Below are 16,407 nucleotides of genomic sequence, written 5' to 3'. Positions count from 1 at the left end.
GGCCTCTTCCCGGCTGAAGCCGGTCCCACTAAAAGCATCGCGCGCAGTCAGTGAGATCGGGTGTGAACTCAAATTGTGGGACCGGCTTTAGCCGGGAAGACGTCGGTCATGACACCGCTAAATTGAGGGTGTTAACACTGGCCTCTTCCCGGCTGAAGCCGGTCCTACCAAGATATCGCGTGCAGCCAGTGAGATTGGGCGTGAACTCGAATTGTGGGACCGGCTTTAGCCGGGAAAGCGTCAGTGGTCATACCGCAAAACCAAGGGTGTTAACACGGGCCTCTTCCCGGCTGAAGCCGGTCCCACTAAAAGCATCTCGTGCAGTCAGTGAAATGAGGAGGCCTGAACGACCTCCTCCTGGTTTTTACGCCGCTACTTCATACAACTTCAGCACTTCCACCTCGCCACTGACCAGACTCTGGCGCATCCGCGCCGCCTGCAGTGCCGCCGCTTTCATCGCGCTTTCCTTGACGTGACCATAACCCCGAATGCGTTCCGGTAGCCGCGCCAGGTTCAACGCGGTGTGCCGGTTGCTCGCGCTCAAGTGGCCAAGGATCAACTCGATGTCGCCCACGTAAGCATCAATCAACTCGCGTTCCTGCCGACGCTCGACGCTGCGGCCGAACGGATCGAGCACCGTGCCGCGCAGGAATTTGAATCGCGCCAGGACATCAAACGCCTTCAGCATCCACGGCCCGAAACTGCGTTTGCGCGGCACGCCACTCTTCGGATCACGCTTGGCCAGCCAGGACGGTGCCAAGTGAAACTCGATGCGGTAATCGCCTTCGAACTGCGCTTCCAGCTGACGGGTGAAGTCGCCATTGCTGTACAGACGCGCCACTTCGTACTCGTCCTTGTAGGCCAGCAGCTTGAAGTAGTTGAACGCCACCGCCTCGGTCAACGCCGGTGGCTGGCCCGGGAACAGCCGCGCTTCGGCATCCCGCACACGATTGACCAGCGTCAGGTAACGCTCGCTCAACGCGCCATTCTGATAAGCGATCAAGCCGTGGACGTTGCGCGTGACGCGCTCTTCCAGGGTCAGGTGTTCAGGGTCCGGCGTGGGCTGGCTCTGCGGATTGGCCGCCGCTTGCACCGCCGGCAGGTCAAACGCCGCACGACGCCCCCACAGGAACGCCTGCTGATTCAGATTGACCGCCACCCCGTTAAGCTCGATGGCTTTTTCGATGGCCGCAGAAGTCAACGGAATCAGCCCCAACTGAAAGGCATAACCCAGCATGAAGAGGTTGCTGGCAATGCTGTCGCCCATCAGTTTGGTCGCCAGATCCGTCGCCTGCACAAAGTGGGTTTTTTCAGCGCCGACGGCTTCGCGGATGGTTTGCATCATCGCTTCGGCCGGGAACTCGGCGTCGGGATTGCGGGTGAATTCAGCGGTCGGCGTCTGCTGGCTGTTGATCACCGCATGGGTCTTCGCGCTGTTTAGCTTGGCGATGGCATCGGGGCCTGACGCCACCAACAGGTCACAACCCAGCAGCAGATGCGCCTCACCGGCGGCAATGCGCACGGCGAACAGATCTTCCTGCCGCGCGGCGATACGAATGTGACTGACCACTGGCCCAAACTTCTGCGCCAGACCGGCCTGGTCAAGCACGCTGCAGCCCTTGCCTTCCAGATTGGCCGCGTAACCGAGCATCGCACCGACGGTGGTCACGCCCGTACCGCCCACGCCCGGCAACAGAATGTTGTACGGCTGAGCGAGGCTCGGCAGTGTCGGCTGCGGCAGTTCAGCGAACGCCTGGGCCTGCTTGGGCAGCTGCGGCTTGCGCAGCTTGCCGCCATGCACGGTCACGAAACTCGGGCAGAAGCCCTCGACGCAACTGAAGTCCTTGTTGCACGCGCTCTGATCGATCTCGCGCTTGCGCCCTTCCGGGGTTTCCTTCGGCAGCACCGACAGGCAACCCGACTTGACGCCGCAATCGCCGCAGCCTTCGCACACGGCCGGGTTGATGATGGCACGCTTGTCCAGATCAACCATCGTGCCGCGCTTGCGGCGACGGCGTTTTTCCGTGGCGCAGGTCTGGTCGTAGATGATCACCGACACGCCCTTGAACTCACGCAGCTCGCGCTGCACCGCGTCCAGGTCGCTGCGGTGGTGGAACGTAGTGATTGGCGCGAACTGCTCGCGGCTCGGGTATTTCTCCGGTTCGTCCGAGACCAGCGCGATGCGCTGAACACCCTCGTTGAACACCTGCCGGCTGAGCTGATCGACGCGCAGGACGCCGTCGATGGGCTGGCCGCCGGTCATGGCGACGGCGTCGTTGTAGAGAATCTTGTAAGTGATGTTGACCTTGGAGGCGACCGCCGCCCGCAGCGCCAGGTGCCCGGAGTGGAAGTACGTGCCGTCACCAAGGTTCTGGAACACGTGGGGCGTTTCGGTGAAAGGCGCCTGGCCGATCCAGGTCACGCCTTCGCCGCCCATTTGGGTGAAGGTCTCGGTTTCCCGGTCCATCCAGATGGTCATGTAATGACAGCCGATGCCGGCCAGGGCGCGACTGCCTTCCGGTACGCGGGTCGAGGTGTTGTGCGGGCAGCCCGAGCAGAAATGCGGTGTGCGCAGGGTGCTGAACAACGGCGCAGCAAGGGCTTTTTCCTTGTCGGCCAGAAACTGCAGGCGTGCCTCGATTTTCGGACTGCTGTAGATCGGCGCAAGGCGTTTGGCGATGACCCGGGCGATCATCGCCGGCGTCAGTTCAGCCAGATTGGGCAACAGCGAACGGCCCTCTTCATCGAATTCACCGACGACGCGAGGGCGCTGATCCACCGGCCAGTTGTACAGCTGACCGGTGAGCTGATCCTCGATCACGCTGCGTTTTTCCTCAACCACGAGGATTTCGTCCAATCCCTCAGCAAAGCCATGCACCGACACCGGCTCCAGCGGCCAGCTCATGCCGACCTTGAGCACGCGAATGCCCACCGAAGCGCACAGGTCTTCGTCGATGCCAAGCTCTTCCAGGGCCTGACGCACGTCGAGGTACGACTTGCCGGTGGTGATGATGCCCAGGCGCGGCTGTGGCGAATCGATCACCACTTTGTTGAGATTGTTGGCCCGGGCGAATGCGCGGGCGGCGTAGATTTTGTAGGTATTAAGCCGGGCTTCCTGAGCCAGGGGCGGATCGGGCCAGCGAATGTGCAGGCCGCCTTCGGGAATCTGGAAGTCTTCCGGGATATGCGTCTGGATGCGCAACGGATCGACTTCGACCACGGCCGAGGAATCGACGTTTTCGGCGATGGTTTTCATTGCCACCCAGCACCCGCTGTAGCGCGAAAGCTCCCAGCCGATGATGCCGTAATCGAGGATTTCCTGGACGTTGCTCGGGTTGAGCACCGGGATCATCGAGGCGATGAAGGCGTGCTCGCTCTGGTGCGCGATGGTCGAAGATTTGCAGCCATGGTCGTCGCCAGCGAGGATCAGTACGCCGCCATTTTCGGCGACGCCGGCGGAGTTGCCGTGCTTGAACACGTCGCCGCAACGATCAACGCCCGGGCCTTTGCCGTACCAGAGGGCGAAGACGCCGTCGTATTTGCCGTGAGGGAACAGATTGACTTGCTGACTGCCCCAGACCGCCGTCGCGGCGAGCTCTTCGTTGACGCCGGGCTGGAAATGAATGGCGTTCTGCTGGAGATAATCCTTGGCGTCCCAGAGGCTCTTGTCGAGGTTGCCCAACGGCGAGCCGCGATAGCCCGAGATGAACCCGGCAGTGTTGAGCCCGCGGGCTTCGTCGCGCTGCTTCTGCAGCATCGGCAGGCGGGTCAGCGCCTGGGTTCCGGTCAGGTACAGATTGCCGGTTGCGAGTCGGTACTTATCGTCCAGACGAATATCAGCCAGGGACATTCAGGCACTCCTTTGTTTTTATTAGTGCGTTTTGAATGCGGCGCCAGCGGCGTTTGCAGCCTTGCCGGCGCCTCGCCGTCAGGACGGTTCAGCCCGACGGTCACAGACAAAATACTGCCTGCCCGGCACAGGCTTTTTCTTCCTAAATCGGCGCGAATCTGCTCATATCGTGCATGGCCGTTCCCGTTCAAGAATAAAAAAGGGTCAATTCATGCAGGTCAAGCTCAGCCCCATCGATCGCAAGATCCTTCGTCTGTTGCAGCACGACGCCGATCTCTCCGCCGCCGAGATCGCCGAGCGCGTCGAACTCTCGCAATCGCCCTGCTGGCGGCGCATCAATCGTCTGGAAGAGGAAGGCGTTATCGAGCGCAAGGTCGCCCTGCTCAACCCGGCCAAGCTCGGGCTGACCATGACCGTGTTCGTCGACGTCAAGCTGTCCGGGCACGGGCGCAAGTACCTGACGGAGTTCGAGGAAGCGATCACCGGATTTCGCGAAGTGCTGGAGTGCTACACCATGGCCGGCGACATGGATTTCCTGCTCAAGGTGGTGGTGCAGGACATCGCCAGCTACGAGCGTTTTCTGCGCGACCACCTGCTGCAAAGCCCCCATGTGCAGGAGGCGCATTCGAATATCGCGATGAGTGTGGTGAAGCGCACGACAGAATTGCCGATTGACTAGGCTGCCAATGGGTGGCTGAGAGGCGAAGGCAAAAACCGCCCACCGGAATAACTCTTTTCACAGGGGCGCGAAAAAAGGATTGACTCTCAAATGGGAATGATTATTATTGAGCGCAACCGGTCGCGAGACTGGTTGGTAACCCAGAAGCCTTAGGTCGGCTTCCGGATTATCTCCTCATCAGGCTAATCACGGTTTTTGACCCGGCTTATAGCCGGGTCTTTTTTTTATGCCCTTTTCGGGTCTGGGTTCGGTCGGGTGCTGCGTCTTCAGGCTAATGAAGAGGATTCGACAGTGATCTGTCTTTCGATGGCGCGCATCATAGCAAATGGATCGAGCGATGGGCCGATGCAGCTGTCAAAAACTGACACATTCAGTAAAAAATTCCGAATTCACGACGTTGTTTTCCGCGACCGCCGCTATTCAAACAGTGAGCAAGACGCCATGACTCAGCTCCTCGACTCGTTGATAACCAACTCTCCCGTGTCGCCCGCCCTGGGCGCGAGCGCCGAAACCGACCTGTACCGACGCCGTCTGCAGCGGCTGCCGCGCAGGGTTCTGCAGGTCTTTCTGCTGAGCCGCCTCGACGATTTTTCCTACACCGATATCGCCCAGTTGCTTGACGTGGACGCTGCCACCGTCGAGCGCTGCATGACCGCAGCGCTTGAACGTTGCGTCAGCGAATCCGCCGAACATGACCCTGCCCGAGCCATTTTGCTTCAGGCCCTGCGCTGGTACGTGCACCTGCAAAGCCCCCAGGCCACCGCCAGTCAGCGCATCGAGTTCCGTCACTGGCTCGACGCCGATCCCCGGCACCTGGCGGCGTTTCAGAACAGCGAGCAGTTCTGGCGCACGTTGCAGGGTCCGGCCGAAATTCTGGGCGCCAGCGGCTGGCATCGACGCAAACCCCGTGTCTATTTCGGCTGGGTGCTGGTGACGATGCTGCTGTGCGGCCTGCTGGTCACCGCCGAGGCTTACAGCTGAGTCCTCACCCTGACTCTTTGGCGAACTATTCTGTCGCTGTCGTTCAACCTGATGCGTGTAAAGTAATTGTCATAACAGCCCAGTGGGGCGATCAGGCCCGGTCTGGATTGCCTCCCGATGGCCTCGTAATGGCAGATCATGCAATCAGGACGCTCCCGTGACTCAAACCGCCCTTAATATCTCCGCCGATTTCGACAGCGGCAACATCGTCGTTCTGGACGCCAGCAACCCGAAAGCGGTGCAACTGGCGATTCGCCCCGACACCCGCAGCGCGCATTTCCAGTGGTTCCACTTCAAGGTCGACGGCCTGCAGATCGGCGAGACCCACGGCTTCAGCCTGACCAACGCGGGCCAGTCGAGCTACAACCGTGCCTGGACCGGCTACAACGCAGTGGCCTCCTACGATCAGAAAACCTGGTTCCGCGTGCCGAGCCAGTTCGACGGCAAGGCGTTGAACTTCGAGCTGACGCCCAGCGAATCCCAGGTATGGTTCGCCTACTTCGAACCCTACAGCCGCGAGCGCCACGACTGGCTGGTGAACGAAGCGTTGAACAAGGCCGGCACCGAGCTGCTGGCCACCGGCAAGAGCGTCGAGGGCCGGGACATTCCGCTGCTGCGCAAGGGCGACGGCGCTGCGGGCAAGCGCAACATCTGGATTATCGCGCAACAGCACCCCGGCGAGCACATGGCCGAGTGGTTCATGGAAGGCGTCATCGAACGGCTTCAGGAAGACGACCCCGAGCTGCAGGCCTTGCTGGCCTCGGCGGACCTGTATCTGGTGCCGCACATGAACCCTGACGGTTCGTTTCACGGCCATCTGCGCACCAACGCTCAAGGCAAGGACCTCAACCGTGCCTGGCAGGACACGACACCCGAGCTCAGCCCGGAAGTGTTCTTCGTCAAAGCGCAGATGGAAAAATACGGCGTGGACATGTTCCTCGACGTCCACGGCGATGAGGAAATCCCCTACGTCTTCACCGCTGCCTGCGAAGGCAATCCGGGGTACACCGACAAGCAGGCGCAACTGGAAGCGGATTTCCGCGCGCGGCTGAGCGGCTTGACCCGGGACTTCCAAAGCAAATACGGCTATCCGCTGTCGGCGCCGGGCCAAGCCAACATGAACCTGGCGTGCAACAGCGTCGGTGAGCGTTACAAGTGTCTGTCGCTGACCCTGGAAATGCCGTTCAAGGACAACGATGACGCCCCCGATGTCGTCACCGGCTGGTCGGGCCAGCGCTCCAAACAGCTGGCCCGGGATGTGCTGACCACCCTGGGGCAGATGGTGTCCGCCTTGCGCTGAGCCGTGAGCTGACCTTTATCAGCGTCCATAAACGCCATCGCCAGCGGGTGTATGCCCGATGGCGATGGCGTCAGTTGCGGTGACAACAGATATCAATCCCGCGATTTCCCCCGCAGCATGCTGTCCAGCACTTCATCCCTCCTCACCCAGCCGTGAAACAGCGCGGCGGCCAGATGCGCCAGAATCGTCAGGAAGAACAGGTACGCCAGGTAGGCGTGGGCCTTGCGCAGCAGCGCGAAGGTGTCCGGGTTCGCCGTGACGATGGAGGGCAGCCGCACTGAGCTGCCGAGCATGACCGGATCTCCGGCGGCGGAAATCATCGCCCAGCCAATCAGCGGCATCGCCAGCATCAACCCATACAGCACGTAATGGGACAGCTTGGCGGCGAGCGCCTGAACGGCGGGCAAGTCGGCCGGTAGCGGCGGCGTTCGAGTGGTGACACGCACGATGATCCTGACGATGACCAGCAGCAGAATCGCAATGCCCAAGGGCTTGTGCAGGTTCAGCAGCCACTCGTGCCGCTCCGACACCGAGGCCACCATGCCGGCGCCGATGAACAGCATGGCGATGACCATCAGCGCCATCAGCCAGTGCAGCAGGCGCGCCAACGGGGCGAAATGCTTGACGGGCGTACTCATGGCTGTTTCTCCTGGGCGGGCTCGGCTTTCAACTGATCCACTTCACTGGTGCGGCGCATATAAGACGCGGCATAGGCGGCTGACCGTGCGGCGAGCAACGGGTCATCCGAGCCCTCGATGCCACTGGGCAGGATCAGCGGATCGTAATTGATGTCGCGGCAGTCGCCATTCAGTTGCGGGCTGTCGGCGTTGACCACCAGGGTCCCGGCGTCCACGGTCTTGTGTTCACCGGACCAGGCTTTGGATGCGTCGTTGGTCGGGTCCTGGGGGTTGGCCAGGGTCAGAATCAACTTCCAGCGCTGGGGACCGCTGGCCAGTCTTTCGGTGAGGTCCTTGTCCAGATAGTCCTTGGCGTCGGGCGCAGGTGCGGCATCGCTCGCTTCCGGCACCAGACTCCAGCGCACGGGTTGACGCTTGCCGTTTGCATCCACCAGCACGAACGCGTTGACGCTGTTGTAGGTCTCGGTGACGAAACTGGCCGAAGGCTTGGCCGTTTTGACCCAGGCCAGAAACGGCTGGGCTTCCGGGTGCGCGGCAAAGAACGCCGGGGGTTTCGCCGGGTCGGGCTTGCCGGTCCTGGGGTCAGGCCCCGTAGCGATTTGCAGATCAATGAAAGCCTCGGGCGTCCCGACCGGAAACACCGGCATGCTGTTCATGCCGGTGCGCCACTGCTGGCCGTTGGGCTGGGTGAACTGGACGGCAAAACTGCGCAGGGGCGCGGCGCTGTCGGGGGAATACGGATTGCCGGTCGGCACGGCCAGACGACCGATCACCGGGGTGCGGCCGCTGGCGAAGACTTCGGCTTTGGACAAACTGGCAGCAGCACCGTTGCTCTCGAACACCCCGGCGACGCAGATGCCTTTCGGGTGATTGCGGCGATAGCCGGGATGCACACCGTTGTTGCGTTCGAACACGTCAACCACCCGCGCGGGTGTCAGTCGCTGCGGGTCCAGGCTGCCATTGACGTAGGCGAAGGCGCCAGCGGCGACCAGTACGACCAGGCCAATGCCGGCCAGGCGCACCATTTTTTCGGAATTACTGAGCGGGGGTTTACGGGGATACGGTGGCTCACGGTCAATCATCGATAACACTCCGGGCTTCTAGCCTCTGGGAACAGCAACGTGCTTGGCACGTTTGTGTATAGCCGGATGCTTGAGGTTTGTCAGGTTCAGGACGGGGAGCGGTGAGCCGCCGGAGCACGGCCAGAATCTGCGGCTGATCACGCTGGCCCCTTCCCGGCTGAAGCCGGTCCCACTAAAAGCATCGTGCGCGGCCAATGGTTCTGGCAGTGTCCCAATGTGAGGAACGGCGCGCCCTTGGTGGGACCGGCTTCAGCCGGGAAGGCGTCGGACGGCGCGCTGTAAAACTGAGGCTATACCGCTATCAGCCGTTCAGCTTCGACGGCTCGCTCTGCAGCAACACCTTGGCGTGAATGCCGGCCAGCGTGTCTTTCAGGGTCGACGTGCCACGGCCCTGCTTCGCCTCTTTGTCCTGTTGCAAGGCCTGCTGCAGTACGCTGAGGAAACTCTGGGTCCTGGAGGTGGACACCGGCGTGTGGGTGTCTTTTTCCAGGCGACCCATCACGTACTTGGCAATGCGCGTCGACTGGCTGGCGGACTGGCTCAGCGTCGCATCGACCAGTTCGCCTTTTTTATAGCCGATGGTCGCTTTGCTGCTCGCCTGGTCGCTGATCTGGTAATACAGGTAATTCTGCGTGGTGGAGTCGGTGCTCAACGCCAGCTTCTGCCCGCCTGGCAGCGGTTTGTGATAGCTGGCAGTCAGCTGGGATTGCTGATCCTGGACGATGGTCCGGTTCATCTGGTCGCGGCCTTTGGACTGGGTGCTCTGCGACAAGGTGTAGGCAAAGGAATCAAGCTCGCCGGGGCGTCCCGGGTTGCCTTCGACGCTCTTCTCGCTGACCGACGCGCTGAAGTCACCCAGCCCGGTCAACAGGCCGTGATCGGTGTCCGTCAGTTCGATCGAGCTCACCGTCTGCGCCGCCGTGGAGACGCGGGTGTCCGGGTAATTGGAGTGCAGCGTTTTGAACGCGTCCTCGAACATCGACAGCAACTGTGAGTCGCCGTCGCCACGCTTGCGCGCCGCCTCGATCTGGCTGACATAGCCGTCCAGCGCTTTCGCCTGCTGAGCACTGTCACCCCGAATGGCCGCGTTTTTCAGGTCCACCGAAAGGTCGAGATTACCCAGCGCGCCACTCATGCGCACCGAACGCTGGTCGGCGTCGGCGTGCAGTTCAAGGGTCTGGGCGCTGCCGTCTTCGAGTTTAAAACTGCTTTTCAAATCAACGGAAGCGAAGGCCTTGGCGTCGAAATGGGTCAGGGCGTCGAGTTTCAGGGTCGGCGGTTTGGAGGTCAGGCCGTCGATGGCTGACTGAAAACCGTCCGCCATGGCATTCAGCGCGTTGAGCTCGTCGTCGCTGAGGTCGCCGCCGCTCACTTGGGCCTGCACCGCCAGGCCGTCGTCCTGACTCGAGAGGCTCAGCTCGATGGTTTTGCCGCTGGCGGTTTTCAGGGTCAGGCTGATGCTGTTGGCCGGATTGCTGTGCAGACGGTCCTGGGCGGCAGCAAGCTCTGCAGGCTCCAATGCTTTGCCGGTCGTCGAGCGCAGCACCGATTGGGAAATATTCTGGCCGGTCTGGGCCAACTGACTGAGCAGCGTCGCGCCCAGGCCCTGGAAGCGACCCGCTGTGGAGGAGGTGCCGAAATTACCCATCATCGCCAGGGAGACTTTGTCCTGGCGGGTGTACTCCCAGGCGGGCGGTACGCTGGCGTCTGGCATCAGCCCACGGACGTTGTAGATCAACGGGGCGCTGACCTTGTCGTCCTGGCCGAGCATCACGACGGACGACGGCGTGGCGGTGGTGATGCCAGCAGCGGCATTGTCATTGAGCGCGACGGTGGCCGCCGGTTTGATCACCGGCATCAACTGCGCAGCTGAGCTGACCGAAGAAATCGCTGACATGGCACTTCCCTGTTCAAGTGAGTAATAGACTTCCTGAACAGGGTGTCGGCGGACACTTTTGTAACTTGAGCGATACAAACCCGAGGCATTCGCACTACCAAGCGATAAAAATCAATCGCCTTTGGTGACGCTGTTGAACGCAGCATGGGTTAAAAGCGACAAGGACAAGGCGTGCCATTTCACTATTTTGTTTCCGCTGGTGGGATCTGCGCCGTAACTCGGCCACAATACGCCCCGATCACAGGCTCCAGGGCTTTATGCCTTTCGGTTCGCCGCATAACCCGACACCCCCCCAGGACTGAGCAATGCCCCAAGAGCGAATCGCTGCACTTCGGCTTCCCAAACCCATTCAAGGTGCGATCGACGATCTGGTGCGTGCGTTGAACGCCGCCACCACCAAGGAGGACCTCGAACGGGAGGCCGCCATGGAGATCAGTTTCATTCTTAGCCTGGAGACGAGCAGACGTCTGCGCCCGGCCGATGTTGAAACCCTGTACATGATCTTCGACGACGCCGTGCAAGAACGGCTCAGCCAATTGGCCAACTGATCCTGACCCGACTGCTCGCCGACTCCCTCACTCGAACCTCACGCGGGTGCTCCGTCATACCGTCGGCGCGCCGCTGTAAAACCTTCCGCCTGCTCGACCACCCAGGTCCATAACGGGATCATCTGCACCAGCAAGCCCATGCCCAGCTCCGTCAGTGCATATTCCACCCGCAGCGGCTTCTCGCCGAAGTCATGGCGACTGATCAGCCCGTCGCGCTCCAGCTGGCGCAGGGTGTGGGTGAGCATGCGCTGGGTAACGCCGTGCAGCTGGCGACGCAGCTCGGCGTGGCGCAACGGGCTGGTCACGCCCAGCGCATGCACCACACCCAGTGACCATCGGTTGCCGGAGTGGCCGAGAATATCGCGCTTGAGGCCGTCCTCATCGTCGCTGAGTGCCCGACAGGCGCTCTGCGAACGCCGCACGATTTCCTGCGCATCCAGCCCGCTCGGTATCACCGCTGTGCCTACTTTTTGCCCGCCGATGTCCATGACAAGATCCCCAGCCTCAGGTTAAGTGCGTCAAACAGGGGTTCACCATGCAGGCTGATATTTCAAACGTCAAACAACACATTCTGGTCCTTGGCGCCGGCGAACTGGGGCTCGCGGTGCTGCGCGGCCTCGCGGCCCGGTCTGCCGAATCGGCGGGCGTGGGCGTGCTGTTGCGTCAGGCCAGCGTCGAAAATGGCTCCCCGGAAAAGCAAAAGGAAATAGCTGCGATCAAGTCCCTCGGTGTGGCCATTGAGGTGGCCGACATCGCCGTGGCGTCGGCGGCGGAACTTGCCGCGGTACTCAGCCGCTACGACACGGTGATCAGTTGCGTGGGCTTTGGCGCCGGCCGAGGTACCCAGCGCAAGCTGACGCAGGCCGCCCTCGCCTCAGGTGTGAAACGCTACATTCCCTGGCAGTTCGGCGTCGACTACGACGTGATCGGGCGTGGCAGCCCCCAGGACCTGTTCGACGAGCAACTGGATGTGCGCGACCTGCTGCGCACTCAGTCCCGAACCGAATGGCTGATCATTTCCACCGGCATGTTCACCAGCTTCCTGTTCGATCCGGCGTTCGGAGTCGTTGATCTGCCTGGTGGGCGGGTCAATGCACCGGGCAGCCTGGACACGGCGGTCACGGTGACAACGCCGGAAGACATCGGCAACCTCACCGCCGCCATCGTCCTGCACAGCCCGCGCTTCATCAATCAGGTGGTGTATACCGCCGGCGATACCCTCACCTACGGCGAGCTGGCTGACCTGCTTGAGCGCGTCACCGGGCGGACATTCGAGCGCCGAGCCTCCAGCGTGCAGCAGTTACGGGCGGCCCTCGAGGAAATGCCCGACGACAACCTGCGCAAGTACCGGGCGGTGTTCGCCCTGGGGCAAGGCGTGGCGTGGAACGTGGCGCAGACCTTCAATGGCCAGCAGGCTATCGCGGTCACTGATGCCGAGGGTTGGGCACGCGCGCACCTGCCGCGAAGTTAATCTGTGCACACAGGCAGGATTTTTCCGGCGCATAAGCATCCAATGCCGAGACGGCCCCACGGCCCGCACTTCACTGGTTTCAGCAAAGGACCCCACATGACCTTCTATATTTTTCTTATCGCCTGCTGCGCGGCGGCCAGCACCGGCATCATTTTCAAACCCGGCAGCTGGTACGAGTCGCTGCAAAAGCCTCGCTTCACCCCGCCCAACTGGCTGTTTCCGGTGGCCTGGACAACGATTTATCTGCTGCTGGCCTGGGCCGGTTATCGCCTGACTCTGATCCCTGGCAGCCAGACCGTGCTGGCGTTGTGGGCCGCGCAGATTGCCCTGAACACCCTGTGGACGCCCGTATTCTTCGGCGCTCGCCGTCTGATGGCGGGCATGATCATCATCTCGCTGCTGTGGCTGGTGGTGGCCGCCATGGTCGTGCTGGGGATCCAGCTGGACCTCATCACCGGGCTGATCCTGTTTCCGTATCTGGTCTGGCTGACCGTGGCGGCGGCCCTGAACTTCTCGATCCTGCGTCATAACCGGTAAGGCGAATCAGCCAGCCCTGGCCCGGCCGGCTTGCTGAATCAGCAGACCGGCCAGCGCCGACACCGCCAGCAGGACCACCACTCCACCGTAGACATTGGTGGTGGTCACCAGCCCAGCCGTCTTGATCGACACACCCGCGAGCAGCGCCGGAATGCAGAACGCCAGATAACTCAGGGCCAGGAAGGCAGCCATCAACGCGCCCCGCTCGTGGGCGTGGGCCAGCGGCAGCAACAGCCGCAAGGCGCCGAGGAAACTCGCACCGAAGCCGATCCCCGCCACCACCGCGCCGGTAAAGAACAGCCACAACCAGCCCAGATTCACCGCCGCCAGAATCACTGAAACCCCGACCGCGAGAAAACTGCAGCCCACCAACAAGGCCAGACGGGGCGCGCGCAGACGCAGGTTATGGATCGAAATCGCGCCACTGAGGGTCAGCGCTGCCACGGCAAAACCACCGTTGAGGACTGAGGTCGACCCGGTCGCGGCCGTCAACAGCGACGGTGCCAGCGACAGGAAGAATCCGCCCAGCGCCCAGGCGGCGATGTCGGCCGGCAGCACCAGCAACAATGTGCCCCTCGCCTGCGCAGGTACGCCGAGCCGCGGCCGCAGGGTTTTCAGCACGCCCGGCTGCGGTGTGACCGTCTCAGCGATCCGCAACAGATACATGGCCTGACCCACAAACGCCGCGAGAAGCAAGCCATAGGCGAGGCCCATGGGCAGCGGCGCGTACTCCACCAGTGCGCTGGTGCCGAGGGCGCCCAGTGCCATGCCGAACATCGGTGTGATGCTGTTAAGCAGCGGACCCTGCTGCGCATCGCTGTCGAGCATTGCAGCACCCAGCGCGCTGGTTGCAATGCCCGTCGCCACCCCTTGCAGCACTCGCGCGATGATCAGCCAGCTGACGTCGGTGGCGGCGATGAACAGCAGCATCGAGACGATCTCCAGCAGCAGCCCGATAAAGATCACCGGGCGGCGGCCGAGATAATCGGACAGCGAGCCGAACACCAGCAGCGTCGCCAGCAGGCTCAGGGCATACACCGCGAAAATCACCGTCAACAGGGCCGAGGAAAAACCCCACGCTTGTTGATAGAGGTGGTAAAGCGGCGTGGGCGCACTGGACGCGGCGAAGAAACACAGCAGCACAAAAGCCAGAAAACCCAAGTGGCTCCGCCCCCGACCATCGACTTGCGGGTTCTGCAAAGAATCAGACACGAGTACACTCTCCCGAAAAAGCACACCACAAAAGCTATTAATTAGCTTTAGCAGTGTGCGAGCAGCGTCTGCTTAAAGCAAATACTTTGTGTTAGGGTCCGCAGCATGGCTATCAAAGAAGGCATTCGCACCGGCGGCCGCAGTGCCCGGGTGCAGACATCGATTCACGCGGCGGTTCGCGATCTGCTTCAGGAGCAGGAGCGTTCGGCCCTCAGCGTGCCCATGATTGCGGCCCGGGCCGGTGTGACGCCGTCCACCATTTACCGGCGCTGGGGCGACCTGACTTCCCTGCTGGCCGACGCCGCTGTCGAGCGTCTGCGCCCCGACGAGCCGGTGGATTGCGGCAACCTGCGCGACGATCTGCGCACTTGGGTCGAGGTCTATCTCGAAGAAACCAATTCGGCGCCCGGCCGCGAGATGATGCGCGACGTGGTTTCCAGTAGCGCGACCCTTTGCTCGGGCAAGTGCCTGAACATGGTCCGCGATCAACTGCAGATCATCATCGACCGCGCCCGGGACCGCGGTGAACAGAGTCCTTCGGCGGATGAACTGGTCGATGCCGTTGTCGCGCCCATGGTCTATCGCATTCTGTACGCCGAATCGGCACCGTCCCTTGAGCGCATGCACCAGTTGCTGGATCGCTGCCTGAGCTGATCCTTCGCCACTTGTGCTCGCGGCCGAACGAGCATCGGCCGCGACGACTGGGTATCATGGACGGCCATCGATCACAGGCGCCCTTCCCCCCATGCACACCCTTGCAGACCTGCGTGCCGGCAAACTGGCAGGCATCACGCGGCTCAACCTCAGCGCCGACCTTGTCGAATTCCCCAAGGAGATATTCAGCCTCGCCGATTCGCTGGAAGTGCTGGACCTCAGCGGCAACCGGCTGACCGAATTGCCCGCCGACCTGCACCGTCTCAAGCGCCTGAAGATCCTCTTCTGCTCCAACAACCCGTTTACCCGCCTGCCGGAATGCCTCGGCCTGTGCGAGCAGCTGTTCTTCGTCGGCTTCAAGGCCTGTGAAATCACTGATGTGCCCGCCAGCGCGTTGCCACCCTCGCTGCGCTCGCTGGTGCTGACCGACAACTGCATCGAGAACCTGCCTGAAGCCATCGGCGACTGTGCGCACTTGCAGAAGGTCATGCTTGCGGGCAACCGGCTGCGGCAACTGCCGGAATCACTGGCTCGCTGCCAGCGCCTGGAATTGGTGCGGATCGCGGTCAACGACCTCCATGAACTACCGCGCTGGTTGCTGGAAATGCCGGCGCTCGCGTGGCTGGCTTTTGCCGGCAATCCGCTGAACGACATTCACACCGAAGCGCCGATCCGGCAGATTCCGTGGCCGCAACTGGCGCTGCAACAGGTGCTGGGCGAAGGGGCTTCCGGAGTGATTCAGCAAGCGCAGTGGCGCCCGAATGCCGACGTATCGGCGCTGGACGTTGCCGTGAAGCTGTACAAAGGCGACGTCACCAGCGACGGCTCGCCGTTGAATGAGATGCAGGCCTGCATTGCGGCGGGCCGTCATGCTCATCTGATTCCGGTGCTCGGGCAGATTCAGGACCATCCGCAGGGCGCTCGCGGCCTGGTGATGGAGCTGATTTCGCGTTCTTTCGTGACACTCGCACGCCCGCCGACCCTGGAATCCTGCACACGGGACACTTACGTCGGCACTCGGCTGAGCGTTTCGACCGTGAAGCGAATGGCTGCCGGAATTGCAGCGGCGTGCGCCCATTTGCACGCCCATGGCATCAACCACGGCGACCTGTACGGTCACAACATCCTCTGGAACGAGGATGGGGATAGCCTGCTGGGGGATTTCGGCGCGGCGGCGTTTTACCCGGATGAAGAAACCGGACGAAGGCTGGAACGCATTGAAGTCCGGGCGTTCGGGGTATTGCTGGGAGAATTGCTGGATTGCTGCCCGGAGAGCGATTCGCAGACGGCGGCGCTACGGGCGCTGGAGCAGCGTTGCGTGCAGGCGCAGGTGATGCAGCGACCCGGGTTCGCGGAGATAGACAGGCATTTTTAAACCATGAAGACTTGGGTGTGACGACCGGCCCCTTCCCGGCTAAAGCCGGTCCCACTAAAAGCCCGCGGTGTGCCAGTCAGACCCGCGCAACGCACGTGGCGTGTCTGCGGCACACAATCCAGAGGACGCCGCACAACCTGTGGGACCGGCTTCAGCCGGGAAGAGGCCAGCATCGACGCCCTG

At 62.1% G+C, this 16,407-nt stretch carries 14 protein-coding genes; 8 read left to right on the top strand and 6 right to left on the bottom strand.

The features are described 5' to 3' along the window. Window positions 1-364 precede the first annotated feature (364 nt). Window positions 365-3,850 carry an indolepyruvate ferredoxin oxidoreductase family protein gene (locus BMY98_RS00515; protein ID WP_074883231.1) on the bottom strand — a complete coding sequence of 1,162 codons (3,486 nt, stop codon included), beginning with the start codon at window positions 3,848-3,850 and terminating at the stop codon, window positions 365-367. Window positions 3,851-4,061: 211 nt separating this feature from the next. On the opposite strand from BMY98_RS00515, the gene BMY98_RS00510 reads away from it, so the two are divergent. The 3 genes from BMY98_RS00510 (at window position 4,062) to BMY98_RS00500 (ending at window position 6,810) form a co-directional block, all read left to right on the top strand. Continuing rightward, the gene (locus tag BMY98_RS00510) at window positions 4,062-4,529 is read left to right on the top strand and encodes an Lrp/AsnC family transcriptional regulator (protein ID WP_074883228.1); all 468 of its coding nucleotides are present in this window, start codon (window positions 4,062-4,064) and stop codon (window positions 4,527-4,529) included. 441 nt (window positions 4,530-4,970) lie between these two features. Beyond that, window positions 4,971-5,510 (top strand): DUF4880 domain-containing protein, encoded by a 540-nt coding sequence (locus BMY98_RS00505; RefSeq protein ID WP_074883812.1) that lies wholly within the window; start codon window positions 4,971-4,973, stop codon window positions 5,508-5,510. A 157-nt stretch (window positions 5,511-5,667) separates the two neighbouring features. Beyond that, complete coding sequence (locus BMY98_RS00500; RefSeq protein ID WP_074883224.1) at window positions 5,668-6,810, top strand: M14 family metallopeptidase; 1,143 nt, start codon at window positions 5,668-5,670, stop codon at window positions 6,808-6,810. A gap of 92 nt (window positions 6,811-6,902) precedes the next feature. Here the strand turns inward: BMY98_RS00500 and BMY98_RS00495 are convergent, their stop codons facing one another. The 3 genes from BMY98_RS00495 to BMY98_RS00485 form a co-directional block, all read right to left on the bottom strand. Next, window positions 6,903-7,448 (bottom strand): cytochrome b, encoded by a 546-nt coding sequence (locus BMY98_RS00495; RefSeq protein WP_074883221.1) that lies wholly within the window; start codon window positions 7,446-7,448, stop codon window positions 6,903-6,905. Then, complete coding sequence (locus BMY98_RS00490; protein WP_074883219.1) at window positions 7,445-8,530, bottom strand: catalase family peroxidase; 1,086 nt, start codon at window positions 8,528-8,530, stop codon at window positions 7,445-7,447. The genes BMY98_RS00495 and BMY98_RS00490 overlap by 4 nt, the downstream gene beginning before the upstream one ends. Window positions 8,531-8,831: 301 nt before the next feature. Beyond that, complete coding sequence (locus tag BMY98_RS00485; RefSeq protein WP_074883216.1) at window positions 8,832-10,427, bottom strand: hypothetical protein; 1,596 nt, start codon at window positions 10,425-10,427, stop codon at window positions 8,832-8,834. Window positions 10,428-10,732: 305 nt separating this feature from the next. Between BMY98_RS00485 and BMY98_RS00480 the strand changes: the two genes are divergently transcribed. Next, window positions 10,733-10,975 (top strand): hypothetical protein, encoded by a 243-nt coding sequence (locus BMY98_RS00480; RefSeq protein WP_074883214.1) that lies wholly within the window; start codon window positions 10,733-10,735, stop codon window positions 10,973-10,975. A 38-nt stretch (window positions 10,976-11,013) separates the two neighbouring features. Here the strand turns inward: BMY98_RS00480 and BMY98_RS00475 are convergent, their stop codons facing one another. Beyond that, window positions 11,014-11,463: a winged helix-turn-helix transcriptional regulator gene (locus BMY98_RS00475; RefSeq protein WP_074883211.1), complete on the bottom strand. Its 450-nt coding sequence runs from the start codon at window positions 11,461-11,463 to the stop codon at window positions 11,014-11,016. A gap of 47 nt (window positions 11,464-11,510) precedes the next feature. Here BMY98_RS00475 and BMY98_RS00470 point away from each other — a divergent pair, with 47 nt between their 5' ends. Together BMY98_RS00470 and tspO are read left to right on the top strand one after the other, a co-directional pair. Next, window positions 11,511-12,446, top strand: coding sequence for an aromatic alcohol reductase (locus tag BMY98_RS00470; protein ID WP_074883207.1), 936 nt, complete (start codon window positions 11,511-11,513; stop codon window positions 12,444-12,446). A gap of 96 nt (window positions 12,447-12,542) precedes the next feature. Beyond that, the gene (gene tspO, locus BMY98_RS00465; RefSeq protein ID WP_074883205.1) at window positions 12,543-12,983 is read left to right on the top strand and encodes a tryptophan-rich sensory protein TspO; all 441 of its coding nucleotides are present in this window, start codon (window positions 12,543-12,545) and stop codon (window positions 12,981-12,983) included. Window positions 12,984-12,989: 6 nt separating this feature from the next. Here tspO and BMY98_RS00460 read toward each other — a convergent pair whose 3' ends face one another. Beyond that, entirely contained in the window at window positions 12,990-14,195 is a 1,206-nt protein-coding gene (locus BMY98_RS00460; protein WP_074883203.1) for an MFS transporter, read from the bottom strand. Window positions 14,196-14,300: 105 nt separating this feature from the next. On the opposite strand from BMY98_RS00460, the gene BMY98_RS00455 reads away from it, so the two are divergent. Both BMY98_RS00455 and BMY98_RS00450 read left to right on the top strand, forming a co-directional pair. Beyond that, window positions 14,301-14,849, top strand: a complete 549-nt coding sequence (locus tag BMY98_RS00455) for a TetR/AcrR family transcriptional regulator (RefSeq protein WP_074883200.1) — start codon at window positions 14,301-14,303, stop codon at window positions 14,847-14,849. Between the two features lie 91 nt (window positions 14,850-14,940). Beyond that, on the top strand, window positions 14,941-16,224 hold the full coding sequence (locus tag BMY98_RS00450; protein WP_074883197.1) for a leucine-rich repeat-containing protein kinase family protein: 1,284 nt from the start codon (window positions 14,941-14,943) through the stop codon (window positions 16,222-16,224). Window positions 16,225-16,407: the final 183 nt, after the last annotated feature.

It is taken from the genome of Pseudomonas graminis (genome assembly GCF_900111735.1).
In the GTDB taxonomy this organism is placed as follows: domain Bacteria; phylum Pseudomonadota; class Gammaproteobacteria; order Pseudomonadales; family Pseudomonadaceae; genus Aquipseudomonas; species Aquipseudomonas graminis.
This window is presented reverse-complemented; position numbering and strand designations above follow the sequence as displayed.